At 54.4% G+C, this 24292-nt stretch carries 24 protein-coding genes; 10 read left to right on the plus strand and 14 right to left on the minus strand.

Annotated elements, in window-relative coordinates; all coding sequences use genetic code 11:
- Positions 1-8: 8 nt before the first annotated feature.
- Positions 9-296 carry an encapsulin-associated ferritin-like protein gene (locus tag ACN0UH_RS00760; RefSeq protein ID WP_010486623.1) on the minus strand — a complete coding sequence of 96 codons (288 nt, stop codon included), beginning with the start codon at positions 294-296 and terminating at the stop codon, positions 9-11.
- A gap of 239 nt (positions 297-535) precedes the next feature.
- Between ACN0UH_RS00760 and ACN0UH_RS00765 the strand changes: the two genes are divergently transcribed.
- Positions 536-1879: a TAXI family TRAP transporter solute-binding subunit gene (locus ACN0UH_RS00765; RefSeq protein ID WP_417660259.1), complete on the plus strand. Its 1344-nt coding sequence runs from the start codon at positions 536-538 to the stop codon at positions 1877-1879.
- Between the two features lie 83 nt (positions 1880-1962).
- Positions 1963-2964, plus strand: a complete 1002-nt coding sequence (gene yejK, locus ACN0UH_RS00770) for a nucleoid-associated protein YejK (RefSeq protein ID WP_417660260.1) — start codon at positions 1963-1965, stop codon at positions 2962-2964.
- A 516-nt stretch (positions 2965-3480) separates the two neighbouring features.
- On the opposite strand, the gene ACN0UH_RS00775 is transcribed toward yejK, so the two are convergent.
- The 8 genes from ACN0UH_RS00775 to ACN0UH_RS00810 all read right to left on the minus strand — a co-directional run bounded on the left by ACN0UH_RS00775 (position 3481) and on the right by ACN0UH_RS00810 (position 10499).
- A complete protein-coding gene (locus ACN0UH_RS00775) occupies positions 3481-4416 on the minus strand; it encodes a glutathione S-transferase family protein (protein WP_417660261.1) in 936 nt (311 codons plus the stop codon).
- Between the two features lie 80 nt (positions 4417-4496).
- Positions 4497-4799, minus strand: a complete 303-nt coding sequence (locus ACN0UH_RS00780; RefSeq protein WP_417660262.1) for a GIY-YIG nuclease family protein — start codon at positions 4797-4799, stop codon at positions 4497-4499.
- A 3-nt stretch (positions 4800-4802) separates the two neighbouring features.
- On the minus strand, positions 4803-5513 hold the full coding sequence (pcsA, locus tag ACN0UH_RS00785; protein ID WP_417660263.1) for a phosphatidylcholine synthase: 711 nt from the start codon (positions 5511-5513) through the stop codon (positions 4803-4805).
- A 152-nt stretch (positions 5514-5665) separates the two neighbouring features.
- Positions 5666-6139, minus strand: coding sequence for a nuclear transport factor 2 family protein (locus ACN0UH_RS00790; RefSeq protein ID WP_417660264.1), 474 nt, complete (start codon positions 6137-6139; stop codon positions 5666-5668).
- A 165-nt stretch (positions 6140-6304) separates the two neighbouring features.
- Positions 6305-7069 carry an amino acid ABC transporter ATP-binding protein gene (locus tag ACN0UH_RS00795; RefSeq protein WP_087517832.1) on the minus strand — a complete coding sequence of 255 codons (765 nt, stop codon included), beginning with the start codon at positions 7067-7069 and terminating at the stop codon, positions 6305-6307.
- 11 nt (positions 7070-7080) lie between these two features.
- Entirely contained in the window at positions 7081-8178 is a 1098-nt protein-coding gene (locus ACN0UH_RS00800; protein WP_417660265.1) for an amino acid ABC transporter permease, read from the minus strand.
- A gap of 10 nt (positions 8179-8188) precedes the next feature.
- On the minus strand, positions 8189-9373 hold the full coding sequence (locus ACN0UH_RS00805) for an amino acid ABC transporter permease (RefSeq protein WP_417660266.1): 1185 nt from the start codon (positions 9371-9373) through the stop codon (positions 8189-8191).
- Positions 9374-9470: 97 nt separating this feature from the next.
- Positions 9471-10499, minus strand: coding sequence for an amino acid ABC transporter substrate-binding protein (locus ACN0UH_RS00810; protein ID WP_417660267.1), 1029 nt, complete (start codon positions 10497-10499; stop codon positions 9471-9473).
- A 484-nt stretch (positions 10500-10983) separates the two neighbouring features.
- On the opposite strand from ACN0UH_RS00810, the gene ACN0UH_RS00815 reads away from it, so the two are divergent.
- The 5 genes from ACN0UH_RS00815 to ppnN all read left to right on the plus strand — a co-directional run bounded on the left by ACN0UH_RS00815 (position 10984) and on the right by ppnN (position 17378).
- Positions 10984-11643 (plus strand): alpha/beta hydrolase, encoded by a 660-nt coding sequence (locus tag ACN0UH_RS00815; protein WP_417660268.1) that lies wholly within the window; start codon positions 10984-10986, stop codon positions 11641-11643.
- A gap of 360 nt (positions 11644-12003) precedes the next feature.
- The gene (locus tag ACN0UH_RS00820) at positions 12004-12942 is read left to right on the plus strand and encodes a GGDEF domain-containing protein (protein ID WP_417660269.1); all 939 of its coding nucleotides are present in this window, start codon (positions 12004-12006) and stop codon (positions 12940-12942) included.
- A 130-nt stretch (positions 12943-13072) separates the two neighbouring features.
- The gene (rhlB, locus tag ACN0UH_RS00825; protein ID WP_417660270.1) at positions 13073-14527 is read left to right on the plus strand and encodes an ATP-dependent RNA helicase RhlB; all 1455 of its coding nucleotides are present in this window, start codon (positions 13073-13075) and stop codon (positions 14525-14527) included.
- A gap of 153 nt (positions 14528-14680) precedes the next feature.
- A complete protein-coding gene (locus ACN0UH_RS00830; protein ID WP_417660271.1) occupies positions 14681-15721 on the plus strand; it encodes a DUF2157 domain-containing protein in 1041 nt (346 codons plus the stop codon).
- Between the two features lie 283 nt (positions 15722-16004).
- Positions 16005-17378: a nucleotide 5'-monophosphate nucleosidase PpnN gene (gene ppnN, locus ACN0UH_RS00835; protein ID WP_417660272.1), complete on the plus strand. Its 1374-nt coding sequence runs from the start codon at positions 16005-16007 to the stop codon at positions 17376-17378.
- 85 nt (positions 17379-17463) lie between these two features.
- Here ppnN and ACN0UH_RS00840 read toward each other — a convergent pair whose 3' ends face one another.
- Entirely contained in the window at positions 17464-18930 is a 1467-nt protein-coding gene (locus tag ACN0UH_RS00840; RefSeq protein ID WP_417660273.1) for a PLP-dependent aminotransferase family protein, read from the minus strand.
- A 100-nt stretch (positions 18931-19030) separates the two neighbouring features.
- On the opposite strand from ACN0UH_RS00840, the gene ACN0UH_RS00845 reads away from it, so the two are divergent.
- From ACN0UH_RS00845 to ACN0UH_RS00855, 3 genes are read left to right on the plus strand one after another with little or no spacing between them, the layout of a single operon-like run.
- The gene (locus ACN0UH_RS00845; RefSeq protein ID WP_417660274.1) at positions 19031-19663 is read left to right on the plus strand and encodes an FMN-binding negative transcriptional regulator; all 633 of its coding nucleotides are present in this window, start codon (positions 19031-19033) and stop codon (positions 19661-19663) included.
- A gap of 16 nt (positions 19664-19679) precedes the next feature.
- The gene (locus ACN0UH_RS00850; RefSeq protein ID WP_417660275.1) at positions 19680-20123 is read left to right on the plus strand and encodes a GNAT family N-acetyltransferase; all 444 of its coding nucleotides are present in this window, start codon (positions 19680-19682) and stop codon (positions 20121-20123) included.
- A 13-nt stretch (positions 20124-20136) separates the two neighbouring features.
- Entirely contained in the window at positions 20137-20829 is a 693-nt protein-coding gene (locus ACN0UH_RS00855) for a GNAT family N-acetyltransferase (RefSeq protein WP_417660276.1), read from the plus strand.
- Between the two features lie 224 nt (positions 20830-21053).
- On the opposite strand, the gene moaE is transcribed toward ACN0UH_RS00855, so the two are convergent.
- From moaE to ACN0UH_RS00875, 4 genes are all read right to left on the minus strand, one after another.
- Positions 21054-21509: a molybdopterin synthase catalytic subunit MoaE gene (gene moaE, locus ACN0UH_RS00860; protein ID WP_417660277.1), complete on the minus strand. Its 456-nt coding sequence runs from the start codon at positions 21507-21509 to the stop codon at positions 21054-21056.
- 2 nt (positions 21510-21511) lie between these two features.
- Positions 21512-21760: a MoaD/ThiS family protein gene (locus ACN0UH_RS00865; protein ID WP_417660278.1), complete on the minus strand. Its 249-nt coding sequence runs from the start codon at positions 21758-21760 to the stop codon at positions 21512-21514.
- Positions 21757-22248, minus strand: a complete 492-nt coding sequence (gene moaC / locus ACN0UH_RS00870; protein WP_417660279.1) for a cyclic pyranopterin monophosphate synthase MoaC — start codon at positions 22246-22248, stop codon at positions 21757-21759. The genes ACN0UH_RS00865 and moaC overlap by 4 nt, the downstream gene beginning before the upstream one ends.
- A 141-nt stretch (positions 22249-22389) precedes the next feature.
- Positions 22390-23781, minus strand: coding sequence for a PhoH family protein (locus ACN0UH_RS00875; protein WP_339510901.1), 1392 nt, complete (start codon positions 23779-23781; stop codon positions 22390-22392).
- Between the last annotated feature and the right edge of the window lie 511 nt (positions 23782-24292).

Consider the following 24292-nt stretch of genomic DNA (forward strand, 5'->3'; position numbering starts at 1 on the left):
TGAACGGCTTACTTGTGGGCGATTGTCTTAGTGGTGAACAGGTAATCCTTGAGTTCATCATTGAGCACGGGATCGCGCCGACGTATCCATTCGAGCACCATCGCCGCATGCTCCTTCTCTTCGTCACGGTTGTGAATCAGGATGGCCCTGAGTTCATCATCCTTGCAGGCATCGACTCGCTGGTTGTACCAGTCAACCGCTTCAAGTTCCTCCATCAGTGACGTAATCGCACGGTGCATATCGCGGGTTTCATCGGACAGCTCGCCGATGGGCTCGTGATAACCTTCATTCGACATATTCATCTCCAGATCAGGCACCGAATCCACGGTGTTCATAGGGCGCGTTGTGGCTGCGCATGCAATAAGCGCAGCGTCACGCATTTTTACCTTATAGCAGTTTCCAGCTTTATGCTCGGTATCAACTACAGCAACCGCAGCCATTGAGAGCTGCGCATTTGCTAAATTCAACAAAGCATATTTAGCCCTGAGGGCCGCAAGGCTCTATCCTGATAAAGAATCTTTTACAAGGAAGCACCATGCCCCGCTTTTTGAATGACCTGAAAATAATGATCTTGGCCAATTTCTGGGTGGTGCCGGTATTGGGATTATTGGTCGGGGCGGTGTTCTACTTTGTTTCCCCGCCGCCGCCGTTAAGCGCGACCATGGCCACCGGCGCCGAAGGCGGTGCATACCGGATATTTGCCGAGCGTCTAAAAGATGAGCTGGCAAAAGATGGCTTTGAATTGAAGCTGATGCCCAGCAACGGCTCGCGCGACAACATCGAAAAACTACTGGATGAAGACTCAGGCGTGCAGATCGCACTGGTGCAAAGTGGTCTTGAGCGCCAGCTTGCACCTGAACAACGCGAGCAATTGCAAACGCTCGGCGCGGTCTATCACGAGCCGCTGTGGTTGTTTTATCGCAGTGATATCAATCTTGATCGTATCGCTGACCTGTTGCCTCTGCGCCTTGCTCTTGGCAGCCAGGGCAGCGGCACGCAAGCGGCCACCGAGGCCATCCTTAGCGCCAACGCCATCTTGCCAGAGCAATACCCCCAAACCTGGCAAAAGATCAGTGGCAGCAAGGCGGCTGAAGCGCTGCTTAACGATGAACTTGATGCTGTGTTCCTAGTTGGCCCTGCAGAAAACGATAATGTGCAAAAGCTCGCCGCAGAGCCGGATATCGCCCTTGCCAACTTTCGCCGCGCGGATGCTTATGAAGCGCGCCTGCCCTTCTTTAACCGCCTGACCGTGGGTGAAGGCCTGCTCAACCTGGCCAATAACGCGCCGTCGCGCGAAGTGGTGACCCTGTCACCAGTTGCGACCTTGGTGGTCAATGACGACTTCAACCCTGGCTTGGTTGCCTTGTTTCTCGAAGCCAGCCGAGAGGTGATGAAAACCGGGACCCTGCTCGACAAGGCTGGTAAATTCCCGAGTGCCGAGCCGCAGACATTCAAACTCTCCAGCGATGCCGACCATTACTACAAAAACGGCTTACCCCTGCTGCAGCGCTATCTACCTTTCCGGGTGGCCTCGCTGGCTGATCGCTATATTATCCTGCTGATTCCGTTGCTGGTCGTGCTCTTCCCATTGTTCAAGGCGGTAGGTCCGTTGTACCGCTGGCGGATCAGGGCGCGGATTTACCGCTGGTACAAATACCTGCGCGAGATTGATCGACAGCTGGATAAAGGCAGTTTGCCAGAACATCTGGACGCAGAGATTGAGCGCCTAGATCAACTGCAGGATGAACTGGCCAGCGTTGATGTGCCTCTGTCTTACTCCAACGAACTCTATGACCTGCACGTACACCTGCGCTATGTGATCGAACGCCTGCAAACCCTGCAAAAGCGTCGTCAGCAGAACGCGGAGTCCACCAGTTAATCAGGTAAACTAACGCCATTCGCGTGGGATTGGCAGCAACCGCCAGTTCTGCGCTACCTGTTTTGATTTTCAAGAGACCCCCCATGCCGATCCGCCACAGTATCGTTCACCTGATCGACAAAAAACCAGATGGCACACCCGCTATTCTCCACGCCCGTGAAACCGAACTCGGCGCCTCGCAGGCTATCGAGAATATGCTGGCCGACCTCAACGACAGCTATAACGCCAAGCAGGGCAAAGCCTGGGGCTTCTTTCATGCAGAGTCCGGCGCATTTCCGTTCAGTGGCTGGCTCAAGGAATACCTCGACGACAGCCAAGACTTCACCGGGTTTACCCGCAAGGCTGTTGAGCATCTGCAAAAGCTGATGGAGGAATCAAACCTGTCGGTTGGCGGTCACGTGTTGTTCGCTCATTACCAACAAGGCATGACCGATTACCTGGCCATCGCCCTGCTCCATCACAGCGAAGGCGTGGCGGTGAATGATGAGTTGGATGTAACGCCAGCCAAACACCTTGACCTGGGGCAGTTGCACTTGGCCGCACGGATCAACATCTCCGAATGGCGCAACAACGCCAGCTCCAAGCAATACATTTCATTTATCAAAGGCAAGAACGGCAAGAAGGTTTCTGAGTACTTCCGCGACTTCATTGGTTGCCAGGAAGGCGTCGACTCGCCGAGTGAAACACGCACGCTACTCAAGGCTTTCAGCGACTTCGTGGAAAGCGAAGACCTGCCAGAAGATCAGGCGCGCTCAAAGACCGATACGCTGGTTGATTACGCCACCAGCCAGGCCAAGATTGGCGAACCAATGACCCTTGAGGCGCTGTCAGGCTTGATCGATGAAGAGCGGCCCAAGGCCTTCTACGACCATATCCGCAATAAAGACTACGGCCTGTCGCCAGAGATTCCGGCAGACAAACGCACGCTCAGCCAATTCCGTCGCTTTACCGGGCGCGCAGAAGGTTTGTCGATCAGCTTTGAAGCGCACCTGCTGGGCTCGAAGGTTGAATATAACGAGGAGCAGGACACGCTGATTATCCGCAACCTGCCGACTCAGTTAACTGATCAACTCAAGCGCCGGTAAGGTGCGGCAACACCAAGCTTGTCCACCACGATGCAACACCAAAACACCCAAACGGCTCGCCCTGTTTGCGACTGCAAAAGTGGTGGATAAAAAAAGCGTTATCCACCCTACGCGCCGCTAAGGTGCGACAACGCGAAGCTTGTCCACCACGATGCAACACCAAAACACCCAAACGGCTCGCCCTGTTTGCGACCGCAAAAGTGGTGGATAAAAAAAGCGTTATCCACCCTACGCGCCTGTAGGGTGCGACAACGCGAAGCTTGTCCACCACGATGCAACACTAAAATACCCAAACGGCTCGCCCTGTTTGCGACTGCAAAAGTGGTGGATAAAAAAAGCGTTATCCACCCTACGCGCCGGTAAGGTGCGACAACACCAAGCTTGTCCACCAAGATGCAACACCAAAACACCCAAACGGCTCGCCCTGTTTGCGACCGCAAAGGTGGTGGATAAAAAAAGCGTTATCCACCCTACGCGCCTGTAGGGTGCGACAACGCGAAGCTTGTCCACCATCTTTCACACAGCGCTGATCTTGAAGCCCAGGCGCGGAAAGTGAACGTGTACGGTGCCAGCGCGTGGGTCTTCGCGGCGCAGGATCAGCTCTTCACTGCCAGCGAACAGCAACTCGCCTTCTACAGGGTCAACACCGTAATCAACTGCGCTGATACTCACTTGCTGGCCCGGCTTAAAGCCGTTTGGATCAACAAACTGCTCATCTGGCAGTGCGGCTGGGGTGGCTTCGCGGGCGATCTTGAGCGCTTCCTCACCATTCATTTCACTGAGCGAGCCATGCCCCATGCCAAGTACCCGGCCCAGCCATGCAGCTACAGCAGGGTAATCATCAACCAGAGGCGAGGTGACTGGCGTGCCACGCAAGAACCACAGTGCATGTGCCAGCGAAAAGTCAGCAATAGATGCTTCGCCAAACAGGAAGTCACCTTCGCCGCTTTCGAGTTGCTGTTGTAAACGTTGCATCAGTGCAGGCCACTGATGCGCGGCCTGCGCTGCCGGTAAGCGCGCCGCCAAGCCGCCATCAAACAGGGTTGAACGATCAGCAACGAAAGCCTTTAGAAACTCTGGCGGTAACTTGCCAAAGCGCGCAGCGATTGACTCGGGCTGGAACACCAGGCTCACGGCATGCAGAAACACCACGGAATCAGCCCACTGGGCAAAGCTGGTGACGGTAAACTCCGAGCCCAGAGGAAATAACGCAGGAGTGGCCTTTTCAGCCTCAAGACGGCGTGCGATCAGTGCCGTGTCGCAATAAATATCAGCACCGACCTGCAGCACCGGCGTCTTGCGATAACCGCCAGTCAGTGCAGTCAAATCAGGTTTTGGCATGATCGGAGGGATCATCACCGAGCGCCAAGAGAGCTGCTTGAAGCCCAGCATCAAACGCGCTTTTTCAGCGAATGGCGATGTTGGGTAGTGGTGCAAAATCAACTCGTGCATGGCGGTCTCCGTGAATTATTAATAGATCACTAGCTTACGCGCAGAAACCGCAACCGCATAACGCCCAGGAAACGATTCGATTAAGTTGATAGCGCAGTATTAGCCGCAGCGATATCGGTCTTGAAGCTTTTCACCAGTATCTCTTTGGCCGCTTTGCTAAGCTTTTTGATCGCCCGTTCGCGGCGCAATGCATCGCCCTTGTCGGCACAGGCTTCGGTGTAGACCAAGGCTTGCGCCGGGCTGGAGAAGAAAAAACGCGCACCTTTACCACTTTGGTGCTTGGCGAAACGTCGCAACGGATCATCACTGATCCCACAATACAAGGCGCCGTTCTGCGCCCTGACCAGATACACCGACCAGGTTTTATCAAGCACTTCAGTCATCTATCAGCGCAGCCATTCACGCAATGTGCGCCACACACAGACCGCCACAAAGTAAACCGAGGACACCGCCCACAACGCCATCAACCATGCTGGCGCTTGTGGATACTGCAGTATCAGCAGCAAGCAGCAAAGCATCCAGATAAGGGTCATGGTGATGTTGACTGGCATGAATTCCTTGACCCGGAACGGGTGCAGGAACTTCATGGTGCTCAGGGTCAACGCCGAAAGTACAACGATGCAGGCAACGCTCATCCAAGGAGATATATCGAGTAGATACAGATAAACGATGACCACATTCCACGCCGCCGGAAAGCCGACAAAGTAGTTGTCCTGACTTTTCATGTTGACGTTGCAAAAACAGAACAGCGATGACAACAAGATCAAACCGACGGCCAGCAAAGCGGTGTATTCGGGCAGTGGCACAAAGCGGTAGATAAAAATCGCCGGGATAAACACATAGGTCAGATAATCGACGACCAGATCAAGGGTGGTGCCGTCAAATTGCGGCAGCACGGTCTTAACGTCGTATTTACGTGCCAACGTTCCGTCGAGGCCGTCAACCAACAGCGCCAAGCCCAACCACAGCAACGACACTCGCGGATTGCCATCAAGCACCGCCAGCAGAGCCAAGAGCGCCAGAATCACCCCGCTGGCGGTCATCGCATGAACACCCCAAGCCTTGGCCTGGGCCAGTCGCAGCAGCAATCCTTGCATGGTCGGTTCTCTCAGTGGCGCGGTTTTGCTCATGGCTATAAATTTCTCACAACTTGGAGGTCTGTCATATAAGACCAATACCTATCAGACAGAAAAGTTGCCCGTTACGTTCAACGTCACTCACTGCGCACATGATACTTTAGCTTGCTTGATTACTCGCGAGCGGCCTGAAATTGCGCCAAGCCTTTCGCCGCCTGACCGCGAATTGCATTTTGCACCAACGGCGTCCAACCCAGTAGACGCCCCTTGAACCCAAGCGCCTGTGAAGCCCAGGACCAAAGATCGAACTGGTCGCGGTGCTCGGCTATCTTGCCATCAGCAAACTTAAAATTTGCATCAATACGATTAACCACGGTGTTACCCGTCTGACTAAACACATAGGTTGCCACCCACTGCGCACTGCCCTGTTGCTCGTCGGCCTGAATATTATCAAAAGTCAGGCTGAAATTTTTGGCGCGACGGGTAAGCATGCGCCACATATCGACGGCATCTTCACCACGCAAGTCAGGAAACACCGGGTCGCTAAAGCGCACATCTGTGGCATAGCAACTCGCCATTGTTTCGGCATCGAGCAGTTGGAAGGCACTGTAAAAGCGCTGAATTAATTGGCCGTTGGTATGGTTCATCGCACAGTTCTCTCCATGATTCTCATTAGACTAGCGCGAAGCAAGCATTCAAGCATCAGTACATATTCTCTATCGCTATGTGCATAGCAACCTTAAAGCTATCCCACAAGCAACCGAACACATAAAAAAGGGAGCCAGAAGGCTCCCTTATCAAGGTGCTGACTATCAGTGCAAGATTTGGCTGAGAAACAGCTGAGTGCGCTCGTTCTCCGGATTGGTGAAGAACTTGTTCGGCTCTGCTTCTTCGACAATCTCTCCCTTGTCCATGAAAATCACCCGGTTGGCCACAGTCCGTGCAAACCCCATTTCGTGGGTCACACAGAGCATGGTCATGCCGTCTTCAGCGAGGCCAATCATGGTGTCGAGCACTTCTTTAACCATTTCTGGGTCAAGTGCCGAGGTTGGTTCGTCGAACAGCATGATTTTCGGCTTCATGCACAAGGCACGGGCAATGGCCACACGCTGCTGCTGGCCACCTGACAACTGGCCTGGAAATTTATTCGCCTGCTCAGGAATACGCACACGCTCCAAGTAGTGCATGGCGATTTCCTCTGCCTGACGCTTAGGCAGCTTGCGAACCCACATCGGCGCCAACGTGCAGTTTTGCAACACGGTCAGGTGCGGAAACAGGTTGAAGTGCTGGAACACCATACCCACTTCGCGACGAACCGCCTCAATCTGCTTGAGGTCATGGGTCAACTCGGTGCCATCGACGACAATACGACCTTGCTGGTGTTCTTCCAGACGGTTCAGGCAGCGAATGGTCGTCGACTTACCCGAGCCAGAAGGACCGCACAGGACAATACGCTCACCTGATTTAACGTCGAGGTTGATGTCTTTGAGCACATGGAATTGGCCGTACCATTTATGTACGCCCTGCATTTGGATCATGCTTTCCACAGCTTCAGGCTTTTTAATTGCTTCACTCATCTAACTAGCTCCTAACGCTTGTGGCCAGTGTCCAATTTGCGCTCCAGATGCATGGAGTAGCGGGACATACCAAAACAGAAAATCCAGTAAACCAGGGCTGCAAACACATAGCCCTCGGTCGACATACCAAGCCACGCCGGGTCTGTGGTCGCTTGTTTGATGCTGTTGAGCAGGTCAAACAGACCGATAATGATGACCAGACTGGTGTCTTTGAACAGCGCGATAAAGGTGTTGACGATGCCAGGAATCACCATCTTCAGCGCTTGCGGCAGGATAACCAGCCCCATCATGCGCCAGTAACCCAAGCCCATCGCAGCAGCCGCTTCATATTGGCCTTTAGGGATTGCCTGCAAACCACCACGCACCACTTCAGCGATATAGGCAGACTGGAACAAGATAACCCCAATCAAGGCGCGCATCAGCTTGTCGAAGCTCATGCCTTCCGGCAGGAACAGCGGCAACATTACCGAAGACATAAACAGCACGGTGATCAAGGGCACGCCGCGCCAGAACTCGATAAAGGTCACGCAGATAACCCGGATAGCCGGCATCTCTGAACGACGTCCAAGCGCCAGCACAATACCCAATGGCAAGGCGCCAGCAATACCAACAGAGGCAATCACCAAAGTCAGCATCAGACCGCCCCAGCGGCTGGTTGGCACGGTTTCCAAACCAAAGTGACCGCCATGCAGCAGCAGGTAGGCCAGAATCGGGTAGATAACCAAGAAGCCCAAGCCATAAATGGCTTTGCGTGGCATTTGTGGCACGAACAGCGGTGCAGCACCGATGATCGCTGCCCACAAGGCAAAGTCAACGCGCCAGCGCAGTTCGCTCGGGTAGAAACCGTACATAAACTGACCGAAACGTTGCTGGATAAACACCCAGCACGCGCCATCACCGGTGCAATCGGCACGGGTTGTCCCCACCCAGTCAGCACTGAACAGCGCCCAATCGAACAGCGGTGGCATCATTAGCCAGATCAAATACACAGCGACAATTGTCAGCAGCGTATTGGGTACGCTGGAAAACAAGTTGCCACGTAGCCAGCCAACCGCGCCGACGCTCAGGCGAGGAGGTGGCAAGTCAGGTTTAAAGGTATGAGTTTGCATGGGCTGCTCCTTACCGCTCGATCAGCGCGATGCGCTTGTTGTACCAGTTCATGAACAGCGAAATGCTAATGCTGATCGCCAAGTACACGCTCATGGTGATGGCAATGACTTCAATCGCCTGCCCTGTCTGATTAAGTACCGTACCGGCAAACAACGAGACCATGTCTGGATAGCCGATACCGGCGGCCAGGGACGAGTTCTTCGCAAGATTGAGGTACTGACTGGTCAGCGGCGGAATGATCACCCGTAGCGATTGTGGAATAACCACCAAACGCAATATCTTCCCGGCAGGTAAGCCAAGCGAACGCGCCGCCTCTGTCTGCCCGTGACTCACTGCCTGGATGCCCGAACGGACGATTTCAGCAATAAAGGCTGCGGTGTAGATCGTCAGAGCCAGAGTCAGAGCGATCAACTCGGGAATCATCACCCAGCCACCACGGAAGTTGAAACCTTTCAACTCCGGGGTCTGCCACGTCAGTGGATTTCCTGACAACGCGATGGTCAAACCTGGTATCACCACCAACATTGCTAGCGAAACCAGCAGCAACGGAAACGGTTGGCCGGTTTTTTCAAACCGTGCCCGTCCCCAACGCACGATGAAGATAATCGCGACAATAGTCAGCAGCAAAGCAATCAAGAACGGTGTAAATGCATCCGTCATTGACGGCGAAGGCATATACAAGCCACGGTTATTGATGAAAAACATACTGCCAAACTCAAGGCTCTGCCTCGGGCTTGGCATAGCCAGCATGACCGCGAAATACCAGAAGAAGATTTGCAGCAGAGGCGGAATATTACGAAAGATCTCGATATAGATCGTTGCCAGCTTACTGACTAGCCAATTAGGCGATAGTCGCGCAATACCCAGAATGAAACCGAGCAATGTTGCACCAACAATACCGATGCCAGATACCAGCAAGGTATTGAGTAAGCCAATGACAAAGACCCGACCGTAGGAATCGCTTTCCGTGTATTCGATCAGGTGTTGAGCAATACCAAAACCGGCGCTGTTATTCAGGAACGAGAAGCCGGAGGTAATACCGCGTTTTTCCAGATTGGTCTGGGTGTTGTCAAACAAGAACCAGCCGAGCGCCACGACAGCGATAACGGCAAGAATTTGGAATATCCACGCACGCACCTTAGGGTCAGTCCAGACGGAGCCCTTGGGGTGAGAGGCATTTGCACTAGTTTGCATATAAGCCCTCTTGGAACACCCACACCCGCATCAGCGGGCATGGGGTTCACATCATCAGAACTATGCTCACGCCCAGGACGGGCGCGAGCACTGACGGTCAGCGCACTGGTGGTGCGTATTGAAGACCACCTTTGTTCCACAGGGCGTTGAGGCCACGTTCGATCTTCAGATCGCTACCGGCACCGACGTTACGGTCAAAGCTTTCACCGTAGTTACCCACTTGCTTGACGATCTTGACTGCCCAGTCTTTCGGCAGCTTCAGATCTTTACCAAACTCACCTTCGGCGCCCAACAGACGTGCGATGTCAGGGTTCTTGGTAGTTTTGGCCATGTCTTCTACGTTCTTCGAAGTGATGCCCAGCTCTTCGGCGTTAACCATAGCGAACAGAGACCAACGCACGATGTCGAACCACTCCTCGTCACCCTGACGAACCACTGGACCCAGCGGTTCTTTAGAGATGACTTCTGGAAGTACTACGTACTCCTCAGGGGCGGCCAGCTTGATACGCTGTGCATATAGCTGCGATTGGTCAGAAGTCAGCACGTCGCAACGGCCTGCTTCAACCGATTTGGCGCTTTCGTCAGAAGTATCGTAAGTGATTGGGGTGTACTTCATGCCATTGGCACGGAAGTAGTCAGAAAGGTTCAGCTCAGTGGTGGTACCGGCCTGAATACAAACGGTTGCACCGTCGAGTTCTTTAGCGCTGGAAACACCCAGTTTCTTGTTAACCAGGAAGCCTTGACCGTCGTAGTAGTTAACGCCCGCGAAATTCAGACCCAGGCCAGCATCACGCGAGCTGGTCCAAGTGGTGTTACGCGACAGCACATCAACTTCACCAGATTGCAGTGCAGTGAAGCGCTCTTTGGCCGTCAGTGGGCTGTATTTAACTTTGGTAGCGTCACCGAAAACAGCTGCAGCAACTGCGCGGCAGACATCAACGTCGAGCCCCAAGTAGTTACCTTTGGCATCTGCGTACGAGAAGCCAGGCAAACCGTCACTAATACCGCACTGTACAAAGCCCTTTTTTTGTACTGCGTCGAGAGTTGCGCCCGCTTGAGCAAAGCCACTGACACCGAGAACAGTCGCGGTAGTCAGAATAGCCAGAGTGGATTTCACCATCTTCATTAAAAACCTCCAGTTGCTTTTGTTGTGTTGGAGTCTCAGCTCTACCACCGTACCCTTATGAGGTGAGTTAATTACGTTGGCAGCGACGCAATTAACCATGGATTGAGCATTAGCGCGAGTTATGTTGCCGTTTTTTCAACCGGCTTTGAACTTGCGCACGTCCGTTGGTAGAACGAACGTGAGACGGATAGCAATTTGCTCATCACCAAAAAAACGCTTCTGGCGACATTTTTTGGAAACCCCATCAAATTGGCTTCCCGTCTGCTATGCATCCGGCAACAATAAATAAAGTGTTACTGCTACCAGACAACATCACCAGTCTTGTTAGATGTAGCAAACCTCGTACCAGCAACGTGCCACTAGCCAGATAAAGGCGGGTCAATAGCAAAACTTGCAAGCGTGCGACATCTAATTCACAGAATAGCCACTATCAAAAGTTTAGCGCGCACCAATTTAGAGCCTAAGCACCAACCCGGAGCCAAACATGAGCGAACCATTGATCCTTCAGCCCACACACGCACCGGATTCGTGCGTAATCTGGTTGCACGGACTCGGCGCAGACCGTTACGACTTTTTGCCTGTCGCCGAAGCACTGCAACAGGTTTTACCCTCCACCCGTTTTGTACTTCCACAAGCGCCGACCCAGCCAGTAACCGTCAATGGCGGCTTCGAAATGCCCAGTTGGTATGACATCTTGGCGATGAGCCCGGCACGCGCTATCAATCGCGAGCAACTCGAAACCTCGGCGCAACAAGTGATTACCTTGATAGAAACGGCACGGGACAGCGGAATTGATCCTCAGCGGATATTCCTGGCGGGCTTTTCACAAGGTGGCGCAGTGGTTTATCACGCAGCGTTCATGCGTTGGGCCGGGCCACTCGGCGGAGTGTTGGCGCTATCAACCTACGCTCCAACCTTTGCTGAAGACATCAGCCTTGCGCCAGAAAAACAGCAGTTACCGGTCTACTGCCAGCACGGCAGCCACGATGATGTTGTATTGCCCAGCATGGGCCGCACAGCCTACGAGTGGCTGAAAAGCAGAGGATGTGACCCAAAATGGCAGGAATATCCGATGGCCCATGAGGTACTCCCACAACAAGTTCGCGATATTGGCGACTGGCTTCTCACCCAATTGAGCAACTAAGGAACCCTGAGCCGGGTTGTGCAGTGCTTTTCTTGCGGACACTAAACGACCGCTGGTCTACAACTCCCGTGACGCCCGGCTTATAGCGAACTCACGCTTGAGCCGGATCAGGCCGTTTGCACCGACACTGAAACCGCTCAAGCATCGGCCATCGGTGCCAGGTTCTGCGTAGGCGGCTTGCCGGCTCAGGCCCGCCCCACTCTGCCCTTCACTAATACGCCAAGCCGCTGGTCGCTCGACAGATTGCAATGCTTGTTCTTATCTAATCTGTCTATATAGAAAAGACGAGATCAAACTCATCACGCGGGGAGCGCTAGGGATGTGTTGGGTGATACGTGCCTGCGTCTACAGGTGGCGACAGTGAAACCAGCTCACTGGCAAGCCGAGACGCAGCATCTTCATAAACTGCGCCTGTTCGATAAGGTCGCATTAAGCAACATTGAGCAGTTGCTTAACGAGTTTTTGGCTTACGACATCGATGCCGGAGAAATCTTGCTGTCGCCGACTACGCGCAACCAATATTTGTACGTTTTGGTCGCCGGCCAACTCAACGTTTACCTGGGTTCGCTCGACAACCAGCCGGTCAGCACATTATGTGTAGGCGATTGCGCAGGGGAAATTAGCTTCATAGACAATGACCACCCTTGCGCATTCGTCGTTGCCACTCAGCCCAGTCGAGTATTGCGGCTGCACCGCGCCTCACTGGTCAATTTGTTTCAACATTCACCGCAGCTCATGCAGAACCTGCTTGAGTTGCTCTGCCATCGGGTTCGCCAAGGCAACCGAATTATCCTCAACAGCGAGCAACACGCCAATATCGACACCCTTACCGGCACCTTCAACCGGCGCTGGCTGGAACATATTTTTGAGCGCGAAACCACACGCTGCGCCTTCAATGGGCAGCCCTTCAGCTTGCTGATGCTCGATGTCGATCACTTCAAGGCCTACAACGACAAACACGGCCACTTAGCGGGCGACTATGCACTTTGCATGGTCGCGCAGACATTGACTGACCAATTGCGGAATAAAGACAGTCTGGCGCGCTACGGCGGTGAGGAGTTCGTCATTTTACTGCCTGAAATGGACACCGATGCTGCACTGAGCATCGGTGAACGCTTACGCTTGAGCCTGCAAGCCGTCGCGACCTTTTACTCACCGACAGGGCCTTTGCCAGGGGTTACGGTGTCGATTGGCTTATCATCCATGCGCAGCCAGGACACCCTGCAAAGCATGCTTGTCCGGGCCGATAAAGCGTTGTACAGAGCCAAACAACAAGGGCGCAATTGCCTGCGCCACTAAAGCTGCAGACACGGATGAATCGTCAATCAATACGCTAGCAGTGTGTTGCAAGCGGCTGTGGCACTTCGCCGCGCCGTGTTCTTGCTTTACACTGGCGCAGTTCACTCCTTAACCAATTGACGAGATGACCGTGCTCAAAGCACTAAAGAAAATATTCGGCAAAGCCGACGGCGAGCAGCCAGCCTCAGTAAGCAGGCCCGCTGCGCCAGCCAACCTTGATAGCGCACCAGCCAACACCAGCCGCAACAGCCGTGCACGCGATAAGAGCCGTGAGTCGAGCAAAGCAAAGGCTGAAGGCGCGAAGCCTGCCCGTAATGACGCGCCCAAAACGGCAAAACCACGCCGCGAGCGCGTAGCCAAACCGGTTGATAACTGGAAACTCAGCGATTTCGCGGTCGAACCGGCTGAAGGTAAAACACGTTTTCACGACTTCAAGCTCAGCCCTGAGTTAATGCACGCCATTCATGACCTTGGGTTTCCGTATTGCACGCCAATCCAAGCGGGTGTTCTGGGTTACACCCTGAGCGGCCAGGATGCTATCGGTCGTGCCCAGACGGGTACGGGTAAAACCGCCGCATTTCTTATCTCGATCATCACCCAGTTGCAGCAAACCCCACCGCCGAAAGAGCGCTATATGGGTGAGCCGCGAGCACTGATTATCGCGCCGACCCGCGAATTAGTGGTGCAGATTGCTAAAGATGCACAAGACCTGACTAAATACTCTGACCTTAATGTCATGAGTTTTGTTGGCGGCATGGATTTCGACAAGCAGTTAAAACTGCTGGAATCGCGCTACTGCGACATTCTTGTTGCAACGCCGGGTCGCTTACTTGATTTCAACCAGCGCGGCGAAGTACACCTCGACATGGTTGAAGTCATGGTGCTCGACGAAGCCGACCGCATGCTCGACATGGGTTTCATCCCGCAGGTTCGGCAAATCATTCGCCAGACGCCAATGAAAGGTGAGCGACAAACCCTGCTGTTCTCTGCAACATTCACCGAAGATGTAATGAATCTGGCCAAACAATGGACCACTGACCCGGCGATTGTTGAGATTGAGCCAGAAAACGTCGCCAGTGACACCGTTGAACAACACGTTTACGCGGTGGCGGGTAGCGACAAATACAAGTTGCTGTACAACCTGATTGCGCAGAACGACTGGATTCGGGTGATGGTCTTCGCCAACCGTAAAGACGAAGTACGGCGCATTGAAGAGCGCCTGACGCGTGACGGCATCAGCGCCGCACAAATGTCGGGTGATGTACCGCAACACAAGCGGATCAAGGTGCTTGAAGGATTCCGTGAAGGTAAAATTCGCGTGCTGGTCGCGACTGATGTTGCAGGCCGAGGCATTCACGTTGACGCCATCAGCCACGTGATCAACTTCACCCTGCCGGAAGACCCGGACGATTACGTTCACCGTATTGGTCGAACGGGGCGTGCGGGCACCAATGGCACCTCGATCAGTTTTGCCGGCGAAGATGACGCCTACGCATTGCCGCCCATCGAGGCGCTGCTTGGTCGCAAAATCTCCTGCGAGATGCCGCCGGATGAACTGCTCAAACCTGTGCCCCGCAAAGGTTAAGCAAGCGCACTAGAACAGGCGAAGCCCAAAAGCTTCGCCTTTTTTGTGCCTGTAATAAACCAGGCGTTGTCATACAAATGGTGGGCAAGCTTCGCGTTGACCACCTTAAGCGCTAGCCTTAGAGCAGTTAACTTGCGGAAATGGAGTCCCATAATGCGCCTGACCATCCAACCGGCTGACTTAGACAAAGCCGTCGCAGCTGGGGTGCTTGCTCCCGGCCAAGACACCGCATTACTCAGTTTTTTGCAGCAACAAAACCCTGAACGAGCGAGTTTTCAACTGGCGCATATCGCGTATTACTTTGGCGCCATGCTGATCATCGGCGCCATGGGCTGGCTGCTGACCGAGGCCTGGATGAACATTGGTGAAGGCGCGCTGCTGATAATCAGTGCTGTCTATATGCTGTTGTTTACCCTGTGCGGCCGTAGTTTGTGGCAACGTGGCCAACAGATTCCCGGCGGCTTATTGGCTGCGGTGGCCGTGAGCATGACGCCACTGCTGATATTTGCCGTACAACGCCTGATGGGCTGGTGGCCGCTGGATGACGGCTTGGGCAGCTATAACGACTACTACAAATACGTGCAAAGCGGCTGGCTGGCGATGGAGCTTGGCACTGTGCTTGTTGGCCTGTTGATGCTACGCCTGCTGCCCTTCCCTTTTATCGTCATGCCGATGGCCATTGCCCTGTGGTTTATGTCGATGGATTTGACCGAGCTGTTGTTTGGCAGCGCCTTTGACTGGGAACAACGCCGCTGGATCTCGCTATGGTTCGGCTTGCTGGTGCTGCTCTGCAGCCTGTGGGTCGATGGCCGCAGCCAACGCGACTATGCATTCTGGGGATATCTGGCAGGGTTGTTAGCCTTCTGGGGCGGCCTGACCCTGATGGACAGCGGCAGTGAGCTGGGCAAAGCATTGTACTGTCTGATCAACCTTGGACTTATAGCGGTCGCGGTGCTGCTGCGCCGCGCTATGTTCATGGTCTTTGGTGCACTCGGCGTCGCATCGTATCTGGGATACCTATCCTATGAAGTGTTTGCCGATTCGCTGCTATTCCCGGTCATCGTTAGCCTGCTGGGCCTGGCGGTTATTGGCTTGGGCATTGTTTATCAAAGGCACCGGGACGCCTTCAGCGCAAAGCTACGCAGCAAAATACCGTCAAGTTGGCAGAGTTTTCTACCTGCGCTGCGTCGTTGAATGACGCTTGCGGCTATGCCCGTAAAGGCATAGCTGCAGGCGAACCAACTGTACAAAAAACACGCTAAACGTTTGATCAACCGAATATTTTTTACGCTAGGGCTTTCGTTTAGTCGCGCAGAGTTGTAGAAAAGACTATGCCTTGCACATTCTCACCAGCCAGTTTTGCTTTGAGTCCTGCTTAACCGCTGGGCAAGCCTGGATTAGCGCCCGGAGTTGGCGTTCAATTTTTAGACGCCTGTGGCAGCTGTGAATCCACAGGGTCGTATTAAAGGAGCCAAGAATGGCCCAACGAAACGTAATAAATGCCTCTGTGAGCCCAAAGGGCAGCCTCGAAACCCTTTCCCAGCGTGAAGTTCAGCAGCTCAGTGAAGCGGGTTCAGCCAGCATCTACAAACTCTTCCGCCAGTGCGCGCTGGCAATCCTCAACACTGGCGCGCAGATCGACAATGCGAAAACCATTCTCGATGCCTACAAAGACTTCGAAGTCCGTATTCACCAGCAAGATCGCGGCGTTCGCCTGGAACTGCTCAACGCCCCAGCGGATGCCTTTGTTGATGGCGAGATGATCGCCAGCACCCGCGAAATGTTATTCAGCGCCCTGCGCGATATCGTCTATACCGAGAACGAGCTTGGCAGTCAGCGCATCGACCTGAGCAGTTCGGAAGGCATTACTGACTACGTGTTCCACCTGCTGCGCAACGCCCGCACCCTACGCCCGGGTTTAGAGCCGAAGATGGTCGTTTGCTGGGGCGGTCACTCGATCAATACAGACGAGTACAAATACACTAAAAAAGTCGGTCACGAGCTCGGCCTGCGCAATCTGGATATTTGCACCGGCTGCGGCCCCGGGGTGATGAAAGGCCCGATGAAGGGCGCAACCATTGCCCATGCCAAACAACGCATCAACAACAGTCGTTACTTGGGCTTGACCGAACCAGGCATCATCGCTGCCGAAGCCCCGAACCCAATCGTTAACGAACTGGTGATCATGCCGGACATCGAGAAACGCTTGGAGGCCTTTGTACGAGTGGGCCACGGCATCATCGTCTTCCCGGGCGGCGTGGGTACGGCGGAAGAGTTTCTCTATCTGCTGGGCATCTTGATGCATCCAGACAACAGCGAACTGCCCTTCCCGGTTATTCTCACCGGCCCGAAAAGCGCCGCAGCCTTTATCCAGCAACTGCACACCTTTATCGGCGCAACCTTGGGCGAAGAAGCGCAGCGTCATTACCAAATAATCATCGACAATCCGGCGCAAGTTGCCCGTGAAATGACGGCAGGTTTAAAGGCCGTTAAACAGTTCCGTCGTGAGCGAAATGATGCGTTTCACTTCAACTGGCTGCTGAAAATTGACGAAGGCTTGCAGCGTCCGTTCGAGCCGACGCACGAGAACATGGCCAGCCTGCAATTAAGCCGTGATCTGCCAGCCCATGAGTTGGCCGCCAACCTGCGCCGGGCCTTCTCCGGAGTGGTTGCGGGTAACGTCAAAGACAAGGGCATTCGCATGATCGAAGAAAAAGGCCCGTATCAGATTCATGGCGATGTGGCCGTGATGCAGCCGCTGGACGAATTGCTGCAAGCCTTTGTCGACCAACACCGCATGAAACTGCCGGGTGGCGCGGACTATGTGCCGTGTTACCAACTCGTTAAGTAAGGCTGCGCATGGGCTGTCGAGCGGTTAATGCTCGATGGCCCACTCACGTGCGGCGCAGCGCTAAAAGCTTTATCGAACGGGCAACTCAGACACCCCAGGCAGCACGCAAGGCGCGCAATGCAGCCTCAATATCTGACTCATTAACAGCCGCAAAACCGAGCACCAAACCCGCACGTTGGTCTGGCAGCTGTTCGCTGTCTGGCAACCAATAATTACTCAGTGCATTGATTTCAACACCGACGGCCTCTGCCGCCTCGATCAACTCTTGCTCACGGGCGACGCTATCGACCCGGACGCAAAGATGCAGCCCCGCATCGACAGCAGGCATTGGCGCACAGCCAGCAATTGCGCGAGGCCAACCGGCCAGCAATGCATCACGGCGGCTGCGCGCAGCACTGCGCATCCGGCGTATATGCCGTTGAAAATGCCCAGTCGCAATAAACTCCGCCATCACCGCTTGGGTGCCAATCTCAGAATGGCGCATATCCAAAGCCCGCCGCCGCGAGAACGACTCAGCCAGGTCCGCAGGTAAAATCAGATAACCAAGGCGCAATGCCGGAAAGGTAATTTTGCAAAAAGTGCCAACATACAACACGCGTCCTTGACGGTCGAGCGCAGCCAACGGGGCCAGAGGTGTACCACTGTAACGGTACTCGCCGTCATAATCGTCTTCGATAATCCAACTGTCGTGTCGCTCAGCCCAATCGAGCAACTCCAGCCTGCGTTGTAACGATAAAGTCACCCCGGTCGGGTATTGATGCGATGGCGTCACATAAGCCAAACGACAAGAGCCAAGCCGCTCAAGCGCAGCCGTATCGATGCCAGCCTCATCAACTGCAACCCCCTGCAACTGGGCACCGGCAATGGCAAATGCATGCCCGGCCGCGCGGTAACCCGGATTCTCAACCGCCACCCGATCGCCCGGCTGCAACAACAACTGCGCGCACAGGCTGATGGCTTGTTGCGCGCCACTGGTGATCACCACTTGTGCCGGATCACACTGCAAGCCGCGACTGTTGCGCAGGTAAGCGACAATCAGCTCGCGCAATTGCCGATCACCTGCTGGGTCGCCGTAGCCGAGCCGTGCAGGCGACGGCTTACGCCAAAAGCGCGCCGACAGCCTGGCCCAGGTTTCAAACGGGAACAGGTCGAATGCCGGAACCCCAACCCGAAACGCTCTCGGTGCGCCTTCTGGCGGCATCGGTAAATGGTGACTGTCAAGCAGGCGCAAGGCATCGCTTGGCGCAGGGCTGGCGGTTTGCACGGCAACCTCAGGCGCAACGCTTGCAAGCTGGGCAACGTAAGTGCCGTCACCGATACGCCCTTCAATGTAACCCTCGGCATATAGCTGATCGAACGCTCGCATCACCGTATTGCGTGAAACATTGAACAGGCTGGCGAGATCACGGCTGGCAGGGAGCCGTGCACCGCCGGGCAAGCGGCCATCAAGGATTCTCTCGCGCAAGCGTTGATACAGCTGCCGAGCCAAACCGCGCTCGGGCTCAAGCTGCATACCAGACAAATCAACTGGCAGCGGCGTATTTATCGCCATAATTGGCCCCTTCAACCTGATCATAAATGGATCTTACATCAGGCCAATATTCTGCCTAGCATGCAGCTATCAATCTACAGCCATCAATCAGAAGGCCCACATGTATATACCTTCAGCGTTTGGACAGGATGATTTCGGGGTGCTGCATGACGAAATCGATAAAGCTCGCTTGGCAACGGTGGTTAGCCATGGCGCCAACGGTTTACAAGCCACTCACTTACCTCTGCTGCTAGTGCGTGAAGAAGGTCAATACGGCACGCTGTATGGCCACCTTGCGCGGGCCAACCCGCATTGGCGCGATTGGCAAGACAGCAGCGAGGCATTGGTGATGTTTAACCTTGCAGATGGCTACATCAGCCCGGCGTGGTACCCGGCCAAAGCTGAGCACGGCAAAGTGGTGCCGACCTGGAACTACATCAGCGTTCACGCACGCGGCCCGATAGAGTTGTTTGATGATCCGCAGCGTTTACTGCAACTGGTCAGCCGCCTAAGCGACAAACACGAAGCCAACCGCGCAACACCTTGGTCCGTCGATGATGCGCCCGCTGACTATATCGACAAGATGCTGCGGGCCATTGTCGGCTTTGCCCTGCCCATTGAGCATTTAGAAGGCAAATACAAGCTCAGCCAAAACCGCGACTCAGCCGACCAGAACGGTGTTCACGCGGCGCTGCAAAGCAGCGCAGATCCGCGCGACCAGTTGCTTGCCGCGCGTATGCCCTGCGCCGATTAAGCCATAGGATTAAGCCATGTCTCTCGAAATTCGCCCAGTAAGCCCTGCCGATCAAGCCGCCTGGCTGCCACTTTGGCAGGGTTATCAGCAGTTCTATGGAACTGAAATCAGCGCCCAAACCAGCGCCACAACCTGGCAGCGCTTTCTCGACCCAATGGAGCCGATGCATGCGGCCATCGCCTGGCTCGACGGCAAGCCGGTTGGCGTTGTGCATTGGATATTTCATCGCTCGTGCTGGACTGTCGGCGATTACTGTTACCTGCAGGACTTATTCGTTGAGCAACAGCTGCGCGGTGCAGGTGTCGGTCGAAAGTTGATTGAGCATGTCTATGCCCAGGCGACAGCAGCAGGCGCCTCGCGGGTGCATTGGTTGACCCATGAAAGCAATACCGATGCGATGCAGCTATACGACCGGATTGCCGACCGCCCGGGCTTTATCCAATACCGCAAACTATTTTGATCGAGGCAGCCAAATGACCTACCAACTCAATGATCGCCCGCTCGATTGGCAAGCAGTGGCCTTGCCTGAGCGAGCCGTGTTGCAAGGCAAATTTGTACAGTTGGAACCACTAGACGCCCGTCGCCATGGCGATGACCTGTGGCACGCACTGCAAGGCCCGGACTCAGACCCCAAGCTGTGGGATTACTTGGCGGTTGGGCCCTTTCTTGAACGCACAACGTTCGATGCCTGGCTCCAAGCCAATCAGGCCAGTGCAGATCCGTTGTTCTTTAGCGTGATCGATAACGTCAGTCAGCGGGCAGTCGGCTTGCTCAGCTATCTGCGAATTACCCCTAAAGACGGCACCATTGAGATTGGCCACATCTCCTTTGGCCGCGTCATGCAGCGCTCACCGGGCTCAACTGAAACTCTTTGGCTACTGGCCAATTATGCAATGAGTGAACTGGGTTACCGCCGACTAGAGTGGAAGTGCAATGCGCAAAACGCTCGCTCAATGCGCGCCGCCGAACGCCTTGGCTTTGTTCAGGAAGGTATATTCCGCCAACACATGGTGGTCAAAGGTTGCAACCGGGACACCGCATGGTTCTCGATAATTGACAGTGAATGGCCACGGTGCCGTGACGCCTTCAAGGTCTGGCTGGATGACGCTAACTTCGATACGAACGGCCAGCAGGTCAACAGCCTTGAGGCGCTGCGCAAGCAATAAAAGGTAGGGTGTGACAACGCGAAGCTTGTCCACCAAAAACCGTCAAACAACCAAGCCCCGCGTCGCAAATGGCGGACAGAAAAGCGCTGTGCGCCCTACAGGAAAAATATCGTTGCGTAGGGTGTGACAACGCGAAGCTTGTCCACCAAATCTCGACAAATAGCCAAGCTCTGCCCTGCTGATGGCGGACAGAAGAGCGTTGTCCGCCCTACTGTTGACTGGGTTTAATTCTGTTTCCAGCGTTGCGCCGCTTGTTGGTCGCTGCAACGGCCCTCGACCCAGCGCGGGCCGTCTGCGGTGTCTTCTTTTTTCCAGAATGGCGCACGGGTTTTCAGGTAATCCATGATGAAGGCACAGGCCTCGAAGGCTGCCTCACGATGGGCACTGCTGGTGCCGACAAAAACAATCGGTTCACCGGGTTCCAGTCGGCCAATGCGGTGGATCAACTCGACCTTGAGCAACGGCCAGCGCTGCGCGGCCTCATCAACAATCTTGCCCAACGCCTTTTCGGTCATGCCGGGAAAATGTTCAAGGAACATGCCGCCGACGTCACGCCCATCGTTGAAGTCGCGTACATAACCAACAAAGGTCACTACGGCGCCGACACCGAGGTTTTGCGCGTGCAATGTGTTGAGTTCGACGCCAGGATCGAACGCATCAAGCTGAACCCGAATGCTCATCGCTAGCCTCCGGTGACCGTTGGGAAAAACGCCACTTCGTCACCTTCAGCCACGGCTTCATCGAGGCTGCACAGCTCTTGATTGCGCGCACACATCAAGTTTTGCTCAGCCAGCACCTGCCAGACACCGTCACGAGCGACTAGAAACTCACGCACATCGTTAAGCGTGGCGAAGTTGGCACTGTTGCTCAGTTGCTCACCATCAAGGCCCAAGGCTTCACGGTAACGGGCAAAGTACTGCACACGAATCATTGTTCACCTTCCACTTGAGCCGCATCGTGTTTGAAATGCCCACTCTTGCCGCCAATTTTTTCCAGCAAGCGCACACTTTCAATGGTCATGCCACGATCAACCGCTTTGCACATGTCATAAATAGTCAGTGCAGCAACACTGGCGGCGGTCAGCGCCTCCATCTCAACCCCGGTTTGCCCGGCCAGCTTGCAGCGTGCCCGGATACGCACGGCATCCGAGCCTTCGGCGCTTAGTTCAACTTTGACGCTGGTTAGCATCAGTGGATGACACAGCGGGATCAGGTCCGAGGTTTTTTTCGCCGCCTGAATTCCTGCAATCCGGGCGACCGCAAAGACATCACCCTTGGGGTGATCACCTTCGACAATCATTTGCAGGGTCTGTGGACGCATGCGCACCAGCGCCTCGGCCACAGCCTCGCGCACAGTCGATGACTTGTCGCTGACATCGACCATATTGGCCCGGCCTTGTGAATCAAGATGAGTGAGCACAGCGTTACTCCGATCTAGGTTGGCTCGATTGTAAACCTCAGAGTCAGGTTTCGGCACCCGCCAATATCAATAAATGGCAATCTCAACCGCATAAAAAAGCCCTGCGAGCTCAAGCTTGCAGGGCTTTATGGTTTACGGCGATTACATGTGGGTTTCTGCGTACTCAGCCAGAATTGAGCGCGGTACGCCCTGTAAGGTGATGTGCACACCGTGGGAGAAATCTTTGAATCGCTCCGTCAGGTAAGTCAGGCCAGAACTCGGAGCCGACAAATAAGGCGTATCGATTTGCGCCAGGTTACCCAGGCAAATCACCTTGGACCCGGTTCCCGCACGGGTGATGATGGTTTTCATCTGGTGCGGTGTCAGGTTCTGGCACTCATCAATCAGGATCAGGCTCTGCTGGAAGCTGCGTCCGCGAATATAGTTGAGGGATTTAAACTGCAGTGGCACCTTCTGCAGAATGTAGTCAACGCTGCCATGAGTGTTTTCATCATCCATATGCAGCGCTTCAAGGTTGTCGGTAATCGCGCCGAGCCATGGCTCCATTTTCTCGGCTTCGGTGCCCGGCAAGAAACCAATCTCCTGATCGAGCCCTTGCACGCTACGCGTCGCGATGATGCGCCGGTAACGCTTGCTGACCATGGTTTGTTCGATGGCTGCTGCCAAGGCAAGAATGGTTTTACCCGAGCCAGCCGCGCCCGACAGGTTGACCAAGTGGATATCAGGATCCAGCAAGGCATAGAGCGCCAGCGCCTGATAGATATCGCGCGGCTTGAGCCCCCACGCTTCCTGGTGCATCAATGGCTCCTGATGCAGATCCAGAATAAGGATCTCACCTTCATCGATCTCCTTGATCCAGCCGACAAAGCCTTGTTCATCGATGATGAACTCGTTGACATGAACTGACGGTAGGTTGTCGGTGAGCTGCACACGATGCCAGGTTCTGCCATGGTCCTGGCGGGTTTCTACTTTACTCACCCGGTCCCAGAAACCACCTGACATGTTGTGATAGCCCTGCGACAGCAGGGAAACATCATCAACCAGTTGGTCAGTGTGATAATCCTCAGAGTCGATGCCACAGGCCCGCGCCTTCAAGCGCATATTGATGTCTTTGGTGACCAGCACCACTGACAATCCCGGTCGTCGTGACTTTAACTCAACCAGTTGGTTGATGATTTTGTTGTCGTTGAGGTCTTCAGGCAGCCAGGTGACAGGAGCTGCACTTTTGCTCATCAGAATTGACAAAAAGCCGCATGCGCCGCTCTTCTCACGCTGAATCGGTACGCCGTGCTCCACTTCTTCAGGTAATGCGCTCCCCAGAATCTTGTCGATCAATCTGATCGCCTGACGGCATTCAGCAGCTACACCTTGCTTACCTGTTTTGAGCTTGTCCAACTCCTCCAAAACTGTCATCGGGATGGCAACGTGATGCTCCTCGAAATTGAGCAACGCATTAGGATCGTGGATCAACACATTGGTATCGAGGGCGTAGAGGGTTGGAGCGGTGGGCTTACAGCGTCCGTGGTCATCCATACTCGTTTACCTTCTAGTAGAAGCCAAGCAACGGAATGCCAGAGTCAGCGCTCCGCTGCAGAGGACCGCCGACTTCTCAGGGGCGGCTGAGAAGCTGCAAACAAGGTGAAGAGCAATATCGCCACCTGACTGCAGGGTTCGGCGTCTGTCTTCTTTGATACTCCAAAAAACATGACAGTTAAACGAAGATTTCAGTTTTTTTATGTTTATTTGTCGGATAGACGAATAGCGCTTGGCGAGCTGGCATTGTGCCGTTAAAGTCAGAAGTCCCATCGCTGCTTTTGCCTGTAAAAATTTCGTTTTCCAGGCATTTCTCTGCACTCTGTCACAGCCTTGCACCCGTCTTTCAAATGCGTCAGGCCAGTAAAATCCCGCTTTGATTGACCTTTTGCACCCACGTCTTTATCTGCGCCAATTGCAGCTCATAGTCATCGGCTATGACTCTGCCGCTGGCCTGAAAACACTTAATAAGCTTTGCGTATTGGCTTAATAGCTAGAGTCCAGATACTCG

The sequence above is a fragment of the Pseudomonas sp. genome, from assembly GCF_048265905.1.
Lineage (GTDB): Bacteria > Pseudomonadota > Gammaproteobacteria > Pseudomonadales > Pseudomonadaceae > Aquipseudomonas.